The organism is Burkholderia sp. ABCPW 11, from assembly GCF_001523445.1.
In the GTDB taxonomy this organism is placed as follows: domain Bacteria; phylum Pseudomonadota; class Gammaproteobacteria; order Burkholderiales; family Burkholderiaceae; genus Burkholderia.
Genome location: NZ_LOVM01000083.1, coordinates 219,009 through 233,099 on the forward strand (window position 1 = coordinate 219,009; position 14,091 = coordinate 233,099).

The following is a 14,091-nucleotide window of genomic DNA, read 5'->3' on the forward strand; positions in this document are numbered from 1 at the left end:
CCGCATCGTCGTCACGGCCGCTTCACCAGCTTCACGATCGTCAGTGTGCCGTTGACGTTTTCCACCCGAACCCGGACCTTGTCGCCCACATGCAGCGACGGGATCATCGCCGCGTCGCCGGCCTTGAATGCCATCGTCATCGGCGGCATCCCGATGTTGTCGAGTGCGCCGTGCTTCAGCGTCACGAGTCTGCGCCCTGCATCGATTTCCCTGACTTCGGCATCGGTCAGCTTCGCATCCTGCGTCGACATGCTCGCGTCGCCTGAATTCATGCCCGACATGTCGCCGCCTGCGAGTGCCGACATTGCAACGACCGCCATCGCACACGACATCGCGACAGCGTGAAAGCGGATCTTCATCGAGCGCCTCCCTTCGCGTCCGGCGTGTTTCTGCTGCCAGCCGGTGCCGCGCCTTACACGATCAACGTCACGCCGGCCCAGGCAATCAGCACGACGCCCAGCACCCGGCCGATACGATCGCCGCCGGGCAGGACCTTTTCCACGAACACGAACAGCGACAACGCGACGATCCACACGACATTCATCACGCCGCCGACGAACAGCAGCGCCATCAACAACCAGCAGCAGCCCACGCAAACCATGCCGTGCCGCGCGCCCAGCAGAAAGCTGCCTGCGACGCCGGGACGCCAGTGCGCGATCAGGAACGCCGCCGGCGCGCGGCATTGCCGCAGACACGCGCGTTTCAGCGGCGAGAATTGATAGAGTCCGGCCAGCGCCAGCACGATGGCGGAAAGGCTCGCGCTCTTCGACCACAACATCATCGCCGAGATCAGCCCGGCCGGCTGCAGCAGCGCCTGAAGCAACGCCGCACCGATCGAGAACGCGAGCCATGTCGTCAGATAGCCGGCCAGCAGCGCCACCGACGTGAACGCCGATCCCGCCGCCCCGTTGCCGTGCTGCAGCAGCACGCGCCGGTACAGCATCACGACCGGCGCCGCGCCGGGTGTCATCATCGCGATCATCATCACCCACCACATCGCGATCACGATCGGCAGAGACGGATCCATGCTGCCCATGCCGTCCGCCAGCCGATGCGGAAACAGCGCGACGGCCGTCATCTCCCGCGCCGACATGCCGGTTCCCGCGCCCGTCCACAGGTAGAACCAGCACAGGCCGACGAGCGCGGCCATGCCGATCAGCATGACGGCGCGCTCGCGCGCGAGCCAGGTGTCGAACGGCGTCATGCCGCGGCGCGATGCCGGATCAGCCCGTGGTTGTTCAGATGCAGTCGCGCGAATTGCGCATACGTTCCGTCGAGATTCAGCGCGATGTTGCCCTGCGAGCGCCCCGTGCCCGAACCGACCTCGGCAAGCTCGTATTCGAAACCGTTCGGCAGGTCGATCCGCACGCGATGCTCGGCACCCGTCACCGGATTGTGGATGGGTTCGCCGGCGACGTCGAACACGCCGTCCACGTGAATCCGGCCGCGCCGTGCATCGACATCGACGTCGAAATCGATCTTCGTGAAGATCGGATCGAACGCGTGCTCGAGCGTCGACGCATACACCGAGAACATCGTCGCGAATGGATCGGTATCCTGACCGGTCATGATCTTCAGCACGGCATCGCGTTGCGCCGGACTCGCGCGCTCGTCGACGATCGGCTGGCACTTTCCCTTGCCTTCGTGAACGGCGCCCGGCCACTGGAACACCACCGCGATCCTGACGCCGTCGAGCACCACGTCGCCGTAATGGCCGCTGTCGATCGAAATCGCCCCCATCGCTTCGCAGTTGCCGTTGGTCGGCAGCGCATTGAACTGGCAAGGGCAACCGTATGAGCAATTGCAACTGATCATTTCGGTGCCCTGAATCTCCCACGGCGTCATGGCTCCACCTCGCGCTCTGAAACGGACGAACGCTTCGAATCTAGTGCACGCCATCGGGGAAAGCAAAGCGGTAATGGCAGCGTGAAAAACGTGGGTTTCGGCCTCACGTAAGACATTTCCGAATGCGTTCGCCGCGCGGTTCCGGAAACCGTCTCGTCATCCGTTCTCACACGAATAACGACGCGACGATCGCCCACCACACCGCGCCCGCGCCGCACAGAAACACGCGCCGCGCGACGAACATTCGCGATTCGTCGTCCGGTGTTTTCATCGGCGACGTCGCGAGAAACGGCACGCTGGCGAGGCATGCGAAACCGGCTAGCGCGAGCACGATCACGACGTAGTCGCCGAACCGCCAGGGCGATGCTTCGTGCAATCCCCAGTAGCCGAGAAACAGCATGCCGATCGAGAACATCGTCGCCGCGGCCGAGCTGAGCGCAACCACCGATCCTGTTGGAAATTGCACGGGAACCTCCCCTCGCGCGGCGCGCGATGCAACGCCTGTCTCCGGAGATCGGCATAATCTTGTCCGCCGGCAGCGGAATCAGGCGTTCGTTTCGGACTCGCATGCATGAGCACACCGTCTCCACTCTTCGGCGAATGCGCGTTGTCACGGATTGACGGGTTCGGTCCGGACGAGCGGTATTTCGTGCCCGTTCAATCGGGCAGCACGACCATGACGTTGCTAGCCCGGTTTCTTCGTGCCCTGCGCAACGGAAATCCACCCGACTACCGCCGCGGCGACCCAGCAACAGGTGATCATCAGGTCCAGATCCATCAGGCCCTGGAAATTCGTACTGTTTTCGAAACTGCAGCGCTGATGGCCCCTGACCCACATGCAACCGCTGATCAACTGCTGGATATGCATGTAGATGCTGTACACGGCAACGGCCGACGCGATGACGGCGACCCGCAGGCGTATGCTCTTTTTCATTGGCGCTGAAGGCTTGGGATGATCTCCCGACCGATCTTAAGTCAATGGCAATGCGCGACGCAATCGACCCGGTATCGACCCGATTGACCGGCATGCAGGAATGCCCATCGAACTCGCGCCGGCAATGCGGACCACCATGACCACACGGAACACGATTGCACTGATCGTCGATCCCGACAGCGGCGAGCGAATTCACGACATCGCCGCGCACGCGCGGCATACGTGGGTCGTGACGAGCGACACGAACGATCCCGTGATCAGGCAGATCTGGAATACGCGCCGGGCGGAGTCGGACCGAGCCGCCGAAGGCGGCGTGACCCTGTTCCTGCGTCATGGCGACGACCGCGAAAGCTGGTGCGCCGGAATACTGGATGCGGTGGACGACCATCACGGCGACGCGATGCATCTCGACGGCCACGCGATTCTGGCGGTTTACGGCACGCCGCTTTCCGCGCGCCTGCGACACGCGTTGTACGCGTTCGGATTTTCTGGCTTCGTGTCGACGGTGGAAGGATTTCGAGCGATCAAGCGCGGCGCCGCATGAATCGCGGGCGGCTCAAAGCGCCCCCGCCCAACCGGCGATCGACCTGATGGTCTTCAGGTAGTCCGCCGCCGGTTGCCAATGAATCCGCGTGCCGTTCGCCTTCGCGTCGCTCTGTTGCCTCACGACACGTGCGGGCATGCTCGCAAGCGGCACGTCGTAGCCGGCCTCACGAATGCCCCGGGTCGCGACGATCGTCGCGCCGGCCCTCACGACCCCACTGACGCCGACGGAAACCGGGGCGCAAACCACGTCGTCATGTGACGCGCGGGCATGCCGCTTGCACGCCGGATGTTTCTCGGCTGCTGACACCACGCTGTCAGCAGGCAACGTCCAGACTCGATCGACCGACACCCGAGGAGCACCGCCCTTGGCCCATACCGAAGGACTGGCCGCACTGGCCGAACGCACCGTCAAACGCCGCGGCGTGACCCTGTTCACGCTGTGCGTCGCCGTACTCGTGGCCCAGGTCGACACGGCCGTCGTCAATCTCGCCACGCGCGCGATCGGCGCCTATTTCCATGCCGGTGTCGGCGCATTGCAATGGGTCGTCGACAGCTACAACCTCACGTACGCTGTGCTGCTGCTGACCGGTGGGCTGCTCGCCGACCTGTACGGCCGCCGTCGCGTCTTCGTGGCCGGCGCGGCCGTCTTCACCATCGCGTCGCTGCTGTGCGCGCTTGCGCCGTCGGTGTCGGTGCTGATCGCCGCCCGCGCGCTGGCCGGCGTCGGCGCGGCGTTGTTGCTGCCGGCGTCGCTGGCGATCGTGCGGGTCGTGTGGCGCGACCCGGTCGAACGCGGCCGCGCGCTCGGCATCTGGGCCGCGTGCAACGGCGTGGCGATGGCGATCGGGCCGACGCTCGGCGGCGTACTGATCCGGCACTTCGGCTGGCGCAGCATCTTTTTCGTCGTCGTGCCGCTGAGCATCGCCGCGATGCTGCTCGCGATCCCGGCCGTGCCCGAGTCGTCCGATCCGCACGGCCGGCATTTCGACGGCGCGGCGCAAGTCATGGGCGCACTCGCACTCGGCGCGCTCGCGTATGCGGCGATCGTGTTCCGCGAGACGCCGGTCGCATGCGCGATCGCCGGCTGCATCGCGGTCGCGTCGTTCGTCGCGTTCGTGGCGATCGAGCGCCGCCACGGCGAATCCGCGCTGGTGCCGCTCGACATTTTCCGGATCGGCGCGTTTCGCGGCGCGATCGCCGCGACCACCGGCATGACGTTCGGGATGTACGGCGTGCTGTTCCTGCTGCCGCTGACGTGGCAGAGCACCGGCCGCCTCGATTCGACCGGCGCCGGCCTCGCATTGCTGCCGATGGCGCTCGTGTTCGTCGCCGTATCGCCATGCTCGGGGCGGTTGTCGGAGCACATCGGCACGCAGGTGACGACGGCCGGTGGGGTCGCGGTGATCGCAAGCGGCCTCGCCGCGATCGGTGCATCGGCCGGTTCGTCGAGCCTGCTCGGTGCCGAGATCGGGCTCGCCATGACGGGGCTCGGGATGGGGATCGCGACTGGCCCGCTGATGACCGTCGCGGTCGGCGCCGTCGATGCCGCGCGCTCGGGCACCGCGAGCGCGCTCGTCAACGTCGCGCGGATGACCGGCGCGACGCTCGGGATCGCGGTGCTCGGCACGCTGTTCGCAGTCGCGCATGGCGGCACCGCAGGGTTGCGCGCGGCGATGTTCGCCGGTGCCGCGGTGCAGTTGGCGGGCGCTGCCGGATCGGCGGTCAGTGTGCGACGCGCGCAGCAATCGGCGTGACGCTGCGCGGCCGGCCGCACGAAGGCCCGCGCGCATCGCATGCGACCGTCGCAAATGACGGCCATAGCCTATACCCGCCGCCCGAATCAACGATGCTCCCGGCCCTGCTTGCGCGCCCGATGTTCGGCGCGCTTCTGCAACAGCGCCGGCATCAGTTCCTCGATGTATTGCCGCACCTGCCCGTGCGTAAAGCCGCAGGCGAACGGCGTCGCAACGCGTTCGTTCAGTCGTCGGCCGGTGCGAACGACGATGCGTTTCGCCGACGCGTGCGGACCGTGATGATGGAGTTTCCTGCGGGACGCGGCCGCCTGAGCGTGGAACACGCGCGGCGCCGGTAAAGGCGGGAGAGGCGGAAAAAGCCGCCGCGGCGCGACGGCGCCGCCGGCGATCGATGAACGGCGCACCGTGCGCCGTTCATCCGGTTCATCCGGCCATGCGGCCGAACAGGTGTCGGTCGGTGCGCGCCGATGCGCACCGGTCGTGGCCGCTCAGCGGCGCGGCTGGCCGCTTCGCGGCGGACGCGGCGAGTTCGCGTCCTTGTGCCGGAAGTTGATGCGGCCCTTGGTGAGGTCGTACATCGACAGTTCCAGCGTCACGCGATCGCCCGCGAGAATGCGGATGTGGTTCTTGCGCATGCGGCCCGACGCGTACGCGCCAACCACGACGCCGTTTTCCAGCGTGACACGGTATTTGCTGTCCGGCAGCACTTCGTCGACGATTCCGTCCAGTTCCAGCAGTTCTTCTTTTGCCAAACCAATTCCTCCAGACAAGGTGATTGACCGCGGCCGCGGCGACTGCCCGGCGCCGGCTCCCCCAAACGGGACGGCGGCCGGCAGGCGGCCGGGATCGGTTCGTTCAGACGGGCCACTGGCCTGTCTTGCGATCGGAGCCCGGCGCGTTGCGGCGTTCGGGCGGTCGGTGGCGGCGGCGCAATGAGCGCCGCGCAAGTCGGGACCGCGCCGGCTACGGGGCATGGCGGCGGCCTGCTCGGGTTGATGCGTTGAAGCGGTGATGCGCAGGCGAAGCGCCAGGCGCTTCGCGAGGGCGTTGCGTCGCACGCGGGTCACGCATGCGATGAGGGAGGCGTCACGACCGATGCATCGTGAATGTCGCGATGCATCGGTCGTGCGCATCGGAACGCACAGGCCGCCGTCATGCGGCGCCCCGCGCGATACTCCATCCGGCAGCGGCCGCCGCTCGGCGACCGCTGCCGATGCGGCTTACTGCGGCGTGATGTTCGACGCTTGCAGACCCTTCGGGCCGCGCTTCACTTCGAAGCTGACCTTCTGGCCTTCGGCCAGGGTCTTGAAGCCCGTGCCGCGAATCTCCGAGAAATGGGCGAACAGATCGTCGCCGCCGTTGTCCGGGGAAATGAAACCAAAGCCCTTGGTTTCGTTGAACCACTTGACGGTACCGGTATCCACAAATACTTCCTTAATACAAATAATTGAACATGCGCCCGCGACGGGCACAGAAAGAATCAAAGAGGGAGAGACCAACGACTGCCGCACGGTGTGCGGCCAATGATGAGCAATCGGACTTCTTGACGACTTCGGTCTCGGACACTACGCGGTAACGACCGCCTCGTCAAGTTATTTTGATGCAGCGCACAAGCGCGGACCTTCAGGCGCCGTCAAGGAGGCCGATCGGTCGAGCGCGTTACATCGTCTGTCGGGACGGGAGCATGGACGGTAAAAGGCGGAGTTGCGCCGCGAAAGCGCGCCGGCAGACGATTCGGTGCCCGGAGCGCGAAATGTGGCGGCCGTGTCGAGCCGGCCACGGGAGCCAGACGTCGTGCGTAGCCTGGCCGCCCGACTTCACACGACGTCGGGCGGCCGCTGCGACACTAGTCGAACGGATTCAGCAACCGGACGCCGGTGCGGGCGAAATCGTCGACGTTGCGCGTGACGACCGTCAGATCGTTGATCAGCGCGGTGGCTGCGATCAGCTTGTCGAGTTCGTGCGTCGGATCGGGCACACGCAAATGCCCCCACATCTGGCTGATCTCGATATCGACCGGCAGGATGTTCGGCGCATAGCCGGACAGGATCATCGTCATCCAGGCCTCGAGCGCCGACGCCTGGCTGTGATCGCCGCGATGACGGATCAGATCGACACCGCGCCGCAACTCGGCCACCGTCACGACCGACAGGTAAAGCGGGCTCGCGTCCGCTTCGGCCTGCCTGAAGAACGCCCGCACGCCGCGGTTGGTTCGCTTGCCCTTCCTGATTTCGCTGATGACGTTCGTATCAATCAAAAACACGCCGGACCTCGCCTGAATCCTGAATACGTTGGAAATCCGCGTCTTCGCCAACCTCCGGCATGCTCATCAGCACTTGCACGAAAGTCCGCCGCTTCGGCCGGCCGAGCGCGTCGGCCAGAATGGCCCGGTGTTCGGCCTCGGCGCTCCTGCCATTGGCCGCTGCCTGCTCGCGCAGGCTTTGAACGATAGTGTCATCCACGTTACGCACCAGAAGATTTGCCATGAGTACCTCCATCCAGATTTGCTATCAATGATAGCACCATGAAGGTAAATTGCAAGCATTGCTATCACCTTCATGGCCGGACGGACCACTGAGTCGACGCGGACCTGCGGCAATCGACGACAAGAATTTCGTCCATCTTCCGCCACCGGTCCGACGCATCGAACTGCTGTCGCTCAAGGTAAGCCGGAGCGGGACGGCGTGGAAGCCGGCCGGATGGCCAGTCGAGCGCCGTCGATCACGACACATGTCCGGCCAGCCAGGAACGGGATTTGCGCCGCGAGCACCGCCGGCGACAAGCGTCACGAATCCGGCCGTCGCCTCGATTCGCGCTGAAACATCGTGTTGCACAACCGGCCGCGGCCGTCGCCATCGTTTGATACCATCGGATCACAAGACCGGCGATCGAACGCCGTGCGAAGCGCGCAGAAGACCTTGCATCGACGCGGACCCTCCGTGCCTGAAATCCCGATCCAAGACACGAGACGCTCTTCAGTGGACTTCGTTACGCCCTCTCTCGAAACCCTGTTCTCCCCGACACCCGACAAACTCTACTTCCCGGCATGCGTGGCGGCCGTGGCGATCATCGCGTGGCTGGTTGCCCGGCACGTGCCGTTCTACCGAGCGGCCGTCGACAAGTCGCTGTCGATGCGCTATCGCAATCTCGACGGGTTCCGCGGCCTCCTGGCCACCTCCGTGGTGTTCCATCATTTCGCGTGCAACCAGGCATTGCTGTCGACCGGCGTCTGGGGCGCCGGCACCGACTTCCTGCGCAATCTCGGGACGATTCCCGTCGCGATGTTCTTCATGGTCACCGGCCTGCTGTTCTGGGAACGCGCATGCAGAGGCACGTTCGACGTGCGGACCTTTTTCGTCGGACGCGTACGACGCCTCGCGCCGCTCTATCTGTTTTACGCGGCCGTCATCGTCGTCTGCACGCTTTACTGGTTTCCCCGCCATGCCGTCGACGCACCGACGCAGTTGCTGACCGACTTGCTCAAGACCGTTTCGCTCGGCTGGTTCGGCGCGTTCCCGATCAACGGGGCGCAGCGCACGCCGTATCTGAGCGGCGTCTGGTGGACCCTCGCCTACGAATGGCGGTTCTACGTCGCCGTTCCGTTTCTCGCGTGGTTCGTCGCCACGCGTGCGTGGCGCAAGCTGCTTGCGCTCGCGATCGTCACGGCCTGCGCGGCGCTGTTCGGGCCGCCCGGCGGCATGGCGCTGCTGTTCGCGTTCGGCGCGGTGGCCTACGAGGTGTCGCGGCACCCCGCGGTCCGTGCGCGGCTCGCCACGAAACCGGCGGCGACGGTCGCGCTGCTGATTCTCGCGATGTCTCCGTCTCCCGCCGAACGGTATTCGATCGCGGGCGCACTGCCGCTGCTACCGGCGTTTCTCTGCATCGCCAGCGGGAACACGTTCTACGGCGTGCTCAAGACCCGGCCGCTCGCGCTGCTCGGCACCGCCAGTTTCAGCATCTACATGATCCACATGGTGATCGTGTACATGATCGTTCACGCGTTCAACCATTTCGTCTTCCCGATCAATTCGGTCGACGATTCGGGCATCTGGGCGCTCGCGCTGGCGTGCGCGCTGGTTGCCGTCTTCTGTGCGCTGCTGACTTACCGCTACGTCGAGCATCCGTTCATCGCCAAGCGCCACGACGCCCGCCCGGCACGCCGCGCGGCGGAGCCCGCTCGCGAGCGTCAAACGGTCACGCCGTGACCCGTGCGCGCTCAGAAACGGTACGAGATGCCGATCTGCAGGACCGGATACCACCGATAGCGCGACATGGTCTGCCGCAGCGAGTCGAGCCCGCTCGCGATCAGCACCTGGCTCTTCGCCGGTCCGGCCGCCGCGGCCAGTGCCGGCGACAGCGTGTACGAACATTTCGGTATCCCGTACGCGACGCCGATATCGGCAACGAACCCGAGCCCTTTCGACGCCGGCCGATGCCCGTAGCCGATTCCGACATACGGCATCACGGTCGGATAACGCGCTTGCGCGACCGCATACATGCCCGGAAGCGCCGGATAACGCTTGCCGCCGAATACGTAGGTTCCGTTGGTCGGTACGGACACGCCGTGAAGCTCGTCGTCGTTGAAGCGCAACCCGAGCGTCGCGCGAAAGCCGCTGCCTCGCCACGGAAAGACATCGGCATACAGGCCGCCCTGGCGCAGCTTCAGGTCGTCCTGATAGCGATTGCCGGCCACCGTGAAGTCATGTGTCAGATCGATCGCGTTGAAATCCGCGTGCGCGCCCAGCATCGAATTGAAGCTCACGGCCGCCCCGATGCCGACGCCCTGCGTGCCGCCCTGCAGGTAGATTTCCTGCGCATGCGCGCTCGCGACGAACATCGCCGCGACCGCTGCCCATTGATTCACCGTCGTTTTCACGGGCACCTCCCCCGACATGTGCCGGGCGCGACGCGACGCACACGCGGCCTTCGTCGCGATGCGCGATGCGAACCCCGGCACGACACCTTGCAAGCACGCTTGCTGTTCGACGGATCGGAGCGCGGTGCGCGGTGCGCGTGGCCGATACGACACGCGCTGCGCATGCGCCGTAGCACACGGCGCGCGCGACCCGATCCGGTTCCCCGTTTGTTTCGATGTCGTTACATGCCGCCGATGCGCGGATCGTTCTGGCGAAATTCGTCGGCGCGGGCGGCATCGGGTGAACCGCAAAGGGCGTGCCATGCGGCGCTGACCGAAGCGGAAAAAGCGCCATCAGTCGGCACAGGTGGTGGCGCGAGTCGCAATCGAGCGGAAATGTTTCATGAACGTATCCGTATTCGGCGAGCGACACCCAAACACGCGATGTACCGTGTTGCGTGTCGACCGCGCATTGATGGCGCAATGCCCGCGGAGCGAAGCCGGACGGCCGTCAGCGCACGCGCGTTGCCGTTGCGATCGGTCGCATACGGAGCGGCGCATTGAAAATGCGTTGCAAAAATGCAGCTTCGTGCCGGGCCCGGGCGTCGCCGATGCACGATCCGGCGCGACGAAGCAGGATGAATACCGATGCATGCGCATGCATCTTGTCCGGCCACGCGCGACATGCTGCGCGAGCCCGGTCGGCTCAGGTCGTGCGACGTCGTCGAACGGATGCAGAAGCGGAAAGCCGGATCATGTCTCGATGCGGTTGGCGAGACCGCTTCCCGACGACCGGCGGAATCGGTACCATCGAGCGGGCGCCGCACGACCCTGCACCGGCACCGACCTTCGTACCACCGATTTCGCCATGTCCCGGGAACCCACACATTCCGCGTTGCTCTGGATCGTCGCCGCTGCCTTCTTCATGCAGTCGCTCGATACGACGATCGTCAACACCGCGTTGCCCTCGATCGCACAAAGCCTGCATGCGTCGCCGCTCGCGATGCAGCCCGTCGTGGTCGTCTACACGCTCACGATGGCGATGCTCACGCCGGCCTCCGGCTGGCTCGCCGACCGGTTCGGCACGCGCCGCGTGTTCTCGGTCGCGATCCTCGTGTTCGTGCTCGCGTCGATCGGCTGCGCGGCATCGCACACGCTCGGCCAGCTCGTCGTCGCGCGCGCCGTGCAGGGCATCGGCGGCTCGATGCTGCTGCCGATCGGGCGGCTCGCCGTACTGCGCCGCGTGCCGGGCGAACAGTACGTCGCGGCGATCGCGTTCGTGTCGATCGCCGGCCAGCTCGGCCCGATCGTCGGGCCGACGCTCGGCGGCTGGCTCACGCAGGCGATTTCGTGGCACTGGGTGTTCATCGTCAACGTGCCGGTCGGCGTGATCGGCTTCATCGCGGTTCAGCGCTATCTGCCGCACGACCAGGCGACGCAGCCGCCGCCGTTCGACTTCGTCGGCTGTGCGCTGCTGTCGGCCGCGATGATCGCGCTGTCGCTCGCGATCGACCCGCCGATGTCCACGCACCGCGCCGCGTGGTCTGCCGCGCTCGCCGGGCTCGGCCTGGCGAGCGCGCTGGCGTACCTGCCCCACGCGCGGCGACGCACGCAGCCGCTGTTCCGGCTCGGGTTGTTCCGCGAGCCGAACTTCGGGTCGGGGCTGCTCGGCAACCTGCTGTGCCGGATCGGCACGAGTTCGGTACCGTTCATGCTGCCGCTGCTGATGCAGGTGCAGCTCGGCTATACGCCGCTGCGATCGGGGCTGATGATGCTGCCGGCCGCAATCGCGGGCGTCATCGCGAAGCGGTGGATCGCGCCGCTCGTGAAGCGCTTCGGCTATGCGGCGTTTCTGGTCGTGAATACGGGGATCGTCGGCTGCGCGATCGCGGGGTTCGCGCTGGTGTCGGCGCGGCCCGCGCCGGTGCTGGAAGGCGTGCTGCTGATCGTGTTCGGCGCGGCGAATTCGATGCAGTTCGCGGCGATGAACGGCGTAACGCTCAAGGGGCTGTCGCACGCCGACGCGGGCAGCGGCAACAGCCTGTTCACGATGATGCAAATGCTCGCGATGGGGCTGGGCGTGTCGATCGGCGGCGGGCTCGTCAATCTGTTCGCCGCCTATCGGGGCTCGACGGCGCACGGGTTCATGCTGTCGTTCGCGTGCATGGGCGCGGTGACCCTGCTGTCGTCCGTCGTGTTCCGGCGGATCGATACGGCCGCGCCGGCCGGTGCGGCGGCGCGCCCTTCCGCGTGATCGCGGCCGTCAGTTCACCTGGCGGCGCTCGACGACGCGCTTGAGCACCCAGCGGATCGACGAGCCGTCGGCCGGTGGCCGCGCGACGCGGTATTCGTCGACTTCGAGCGTGTACAGGTAGCCGGGCTGGTACGCAAACCCTTCGATCCCCGCGTACCACAGGCTCCACGGCTCGCTCGGGCTGCTGCGCACCTGCAGGCACTCCATCGGCGCGACGCCCGTGCAACGCGCGGACTGCGGCGCGACGTAGACGGTCTTGGCCACGGGCTCGCCGTCGGCCGGGCGGGCGGCGTTCGACGCGGTGGCCGCCGCATCGGTCTGGCATCCGGCGAGGAGCGTGCTGCCGGCCAGGATGGCCGCGCCAAGCAGCGTTCGGATCTTGCGAATCATCTGATATGCCTCCGGGAGCGTTGAAGGGCCAATTAGACGAGCCGCCCGGCGAGAAGGTTCACGAACACCTTACGAAACGCGTTCGAGCACGCTCATTCATCGGATGTCGCGCGCGAGCCGATACGTTGCGCTGTTCCGGCGCCGCCGCGCGCATCATCGCCGGCCACGCGATCGCCGTCGACAGCGGCTTCACCGTGCGGCGATCGTGTACCATCGACGCTTTCCGATACGCCTTGGCGCGCCGCGTTCGTCCACCAGGCCAAGCCCGCGCGGTTCGCACGGCGCGTTCCCTTCGCATGACCTCATCCGTTCCGTCCGACACCGCGCTGCGCCCGCTGCCGATCGATACGCTGGCCGTGCCGGCCGCGCTCGACGGACGCACGGGCACCAACCGCTCGGGCAGCGCGCATCCGCAGATCGCCGCGACCAACGACCTCGACGCCGTGCGCGCGTGGCTCGCCCGCTTCGTCGATACGCCGACCACGTTCCAGAACTACCGCAAGGAAGCCGAACGCCTGCTGCTGTGGGCCGTGATCGCGTGCGGCAAGCCGCTGTCGTCGCTCACGCACGAGGATCTCGCGGTCTACCGGCAGTTCCTGCTCGCGCCCGCGCCGGCCGATCTGTGGTGCGCGAACGGCGGCCGCAAGCATCCGCGCGACGATCCGCGCTGGCGGCCGTTTTACGGGCCGCTGTCGGCAGCCAGCCAGCGGCAGGCGCTAGTGATCCTGAACGTGATGTTCTCGTGGCTCGTGCAGGCCGGCTATCTGGCCGGCAATCCGCTCGCGTTGTCGCGACAGCGGCAGCGCCGGCCCTCGCCGCGCGTCACGCGCCATCTCGGGCAGCCGCTGTGGCAATCGGTGAAGGACGCGATCGCCGCGATGCCGCGCGACGATGCCCGCGCATGCTTCCATGCGGATCGCGCACGCTGGCTGTTCACGCTGCTGTATCTCGGCGGGCTGCGCATCACCGAAGCGGCCGATACGACGATGGGGCAATTCTTCTGCCGGCGCGATGCGACCGGGCACGAGCGCTGGTGGCTCGACGTGACGGGCAAAGGTGGCCGGCAGCGGCTCGTGCCGGCCACCGACGAGATGATGGCCGAGCTGGCGCGCTACCGACGCGCGCACGGCCTGCCCGCGCTGCCGCTCGACGACGAACCGACGCCGCTCGTGCTGCCGCTCGGCCAGACGCGCAAGCCGCTCACGCGCGCGGCGCTGCACCGGATCGTGAAGCAGGTGTTCCGGCTCGCGGCCGACCGGCTGCGTGCTCGAGGGGATGCCGGCGAACAACCGGCGCGCGTGCTGGAACAGGCGTCCGCGCACTGGCTGCGTCACAGCGCGGGCTCGCACATGGCCGACGGCCGCGTCGACCTGCGGCTCGTGCGCGACAACCTCGGCCATGTGTCGCTCACGACGACGAGCCAGTATCTTCACGCGGACGACGACTGGCGCCATCGCGAGACGGAAGAGAAGCACCGGATCGGGTGGGACTAGACTGCGTTCCGCCGTTCGAC

The 14,091-nt window shown here is 66.6% G+C and carries 18 protein-coding genes; 6 read left to right on the forward strand and 12 right to left on the reverse strand.

Annotated elements, in window-relative coordinates; all coding sequences use genetic code 11:
• Positions 1-11 precede the first annotated feature (11 nt).
• The 5 genes from WS61_RS28040 to WS61_RS35855 all read right to left on the reverse strand — a co-directional run bounded on the left by WS61_RS28040 (position 12) and on the right by WS61_RS35855 (position 2,779).
• Positions 12-359 (reverse strand): copper-binding protein, encoded by a 348-nt coding sequence (locus WS61_RS28040; protein ID WP_059505361.1) that lies wholly within the window; start codon positions 357-359, stop codon positions 12-14.
• Positions 360-412: 53 nt separating this feature from the next.
• Complete coding sequence (locus WS61_RS28045) at positions 413-1,204, reverse strand: DUF2182 domain-containing protein (protein ID WP_059505363.1); 792 nt, start codon at positions 1,202-1,204, stop codon at positions 413-415.
• Complete coding sequence (locus WS61_RS28050) at positions 1,201-1,845, reverse strand: DUF1326 domain-containing protein (protein ID WP_059505365.1); 645 nt, start codon at positions 1,843-1,845, stop codon at positions 1,201-1,203. The genes WS61_RS28045 and WS61_RS28050 overlap by 4 nt, the downstream gene beginning before the upstream one ends.
• Before the next feature lie 166 nt (positions 1,846-2,011).
• A complete protein-coding gene (locus WS61_RS28055) occupies positions 2,012-2,311 on the reverse strand; it encodes a hypothetical protein (RefSeq protein ID WP_059505367.1) in 300 nt (99 codons plus the stop codon).
• 219 nt (positions 2,312-2,530) lie between these two features.
• Complete coding sequence (locus WS61_RS35855; RefSeq protein ID WP_034204763.1) at positions 2,531-2,779, reverse strand: hypothetical protein; 249 nt, start codon at positions 2,777-2,779, stop codon at positions 2,531-2,533.
• A gap of 253 nt (positions 2,780-3,032) precedes the next feature.
• On the opposite strand from WS61_RS35855, the gene WS61_RS28065 reads away from it, so the two are divergent.
• Complete coding sequence (locus WS61_RS28065; protein WP_157692788.1) at positions 3,033-3,323, forward strand: hypothetical protein; 291 nt, start codon at positions 3,033-3,035, stop codon at positions 3,321-3,323.
• Positions 3,324-3,335: 12 nt separating this feature from the next.
• Here the strand turns inward: WS61_RS28065 and WS61_RS28070 are convergent, their stop codons facing one another.
• Positions 3,336-3,650: a hypothetical protein gene (locus WS61_RS28070; protein ID WP_157692789.1), complete on the reverse strand. Its 315-nt coding sequence runs from the start codon at positions 3,648-3,650 to the stop codon at positions 3,336-3,338.
• Between the two features lie 40 nt (positions 3,651-3,690).
• Between WS61_RS28070 and WS61_RS28075 the strand changes: the two genes are divergently transcribed.
• Together WS61_RS28075 and WS61_RS35335 are read left to right on the forward strand one after the other, a co-directional pair.
• The gene (locus tag WS61_RS28075) at positions 3,691-5,079 is read left to right on the forward strand and encodes an MFS transporter (RefSeq protein ID WP_059505374.1); all 1,389 of its coding nucleotides are present in this window, start codon (positions 3,691-3,693) and stop codon (positions 5,077-5,079) included.
• Complete coding sequence (locus WS61_RS35335) at positions 5,076-5,417, forward strand: hypothetical protein (RefSeq protein ID WP_059505376.1); 342 nt, start codon at positions 5,076-5,078, stop codon at positions 5,415-5,417. The genes WS61_RS28075 and WS61_RS35335 overlap by 4 nt, the downstream gene beginning before the upstream one ends.
• Positions 5,418-5,567: 150 nt before the next feature.
• On the opposite strand, the gene infA is transcribed toward WS61_RS35335, so the two are convergent.
• The 4 genes from infA to WS61_RS28100 all read right to left on the reverse strand — a co-directional run bounded on the left by infA (position 5,568) and on the right by WS61_RS28100 (position 7,565).
• Positions 5,568-5,831, reverse strand: a complete 264-nt coding sequence (gene infA, locus WS61_RS28085) for a translation initiation factor IF-1 (protein WP_027780754.1) — start codon at positions 5,829-5,831, stop codon at positions 5,568-5,570.
• Positions 5,832-6,299: 468 nt separating this feature from the next.
• Positions 6,300-6,503, reverse strand: a complete 204-nt coding sequence (locus tag WS61_RS28090) for a cold-shock protein (RefSeq protein WP_006483056.1) — start codon at positions 6,501-6,503, stop codon at positions 6,300-6,302.
• 422 nt (positions 6,504-6,925) lie between these two features.
• Positions 6,926-7,342 (reverse strand): type II toxin-antitoxin system VapC family toxin, encoded by a 417-nt coding sequence (locus WS61_RS28095; RefSeq protein WP_179949714.1) that lies wholly within the window; start codon positions 7,340-7,342, stop codon positions 6,926-6,928.
• Positions 7,329-7,565, reverse strand: coding sequence for a hypothetical protein (locus WS61_RS28100; protein ID WP_059505511.1), 237 nt, complete (start codon positions 7,563-7,565; stop codon positions 7,329-7,331). Before WS61_RS28100 ends, WS61_RS28095 begins: the two co-directional genes overlap by 14 nt.
• 492 nt (positions 7,566-8,057) lie before the next feature.
• Here WS61_RS28100 and WS61_RS28105 point away from each other — a divergent pair, with 492 nt between their 5' ends.
• Complete coding sequence (locus WS61_RS28105) at positions 8,058-9,284, forward strand: acyltransferase (protein WP_059505380.1); 1,227 nt, start codon at positions 8,058-8,060, stop codon at positions 9,282-9,284.
• A gap of 11 nt (positions 9,285-9,295) precedes the next feature.
• Here WS61_RS28105 and WS61_RS28110 read toward each other — a convergent pair whose 3' ends face one another.
• On the reverse strand, positions 9,296-9,973 hold the full coding sequence (locus tag WS61_RS28110; protein WP_095211853.1) for a hypothetical protein: 678 nt from the start codon (positions 9,971-9,973) through the stop codon (positions 9,296-9,298).
• 829 nt (positions 9,974-10,802) lie between these two features.
• On the opposite strand from WS61_RS28110, the gene WS61_RS28115 reads away from it, so the two are divergent.
• Positions 10,803-12,188: a DHA2 family efflux MFS transporter permease subunit gene (locus WS61_RS28115; protein ID WP_059505382.1), complete on the forward strand. Its 1,386-nt coding sequence runs from the start codon at positions 10,803-10,805 to the stop codon at positions 12,186-12,188.
• Between the two features lie 9 nt (positions 12,189-12,197).
• Here WS61_RS28115 and WS61_RS28120 read toward each other — a convergent pair whose 3' ends face one another.
• A complete protein-coding gene (locus tag WS61_RS28120; RefSeq protein ID WP_059505384.1) occupies positions 12,198-12,578 on the reverse strand; it encodes a DUF4377 domain-containing protein in 381 nt (126 codons plus the stop codon).
• A 296-nt stretch (positions 12,579-12,874) separates the two neighbouring features.
• On the opposite strand from WS61_RS28120, the gene WS61_RS28125 reads away from it, so the two are divergent.
• Positions 12,875-14,071 carry a tyrosine-type recombinase/integrase gene (locus tag WS61_RS28125; RefSeq protein ID WP_059505386.1) on the forward strand — a complete coding sequence of 399 codons (1,197 nt, stop codon included), beginning with the start codon at positions 12,875-12,877 and terminating at the stop codon, positions 14,069-14,071.
• Positions 14,072-14,091 lie beyond the last annotated feature (20 nt).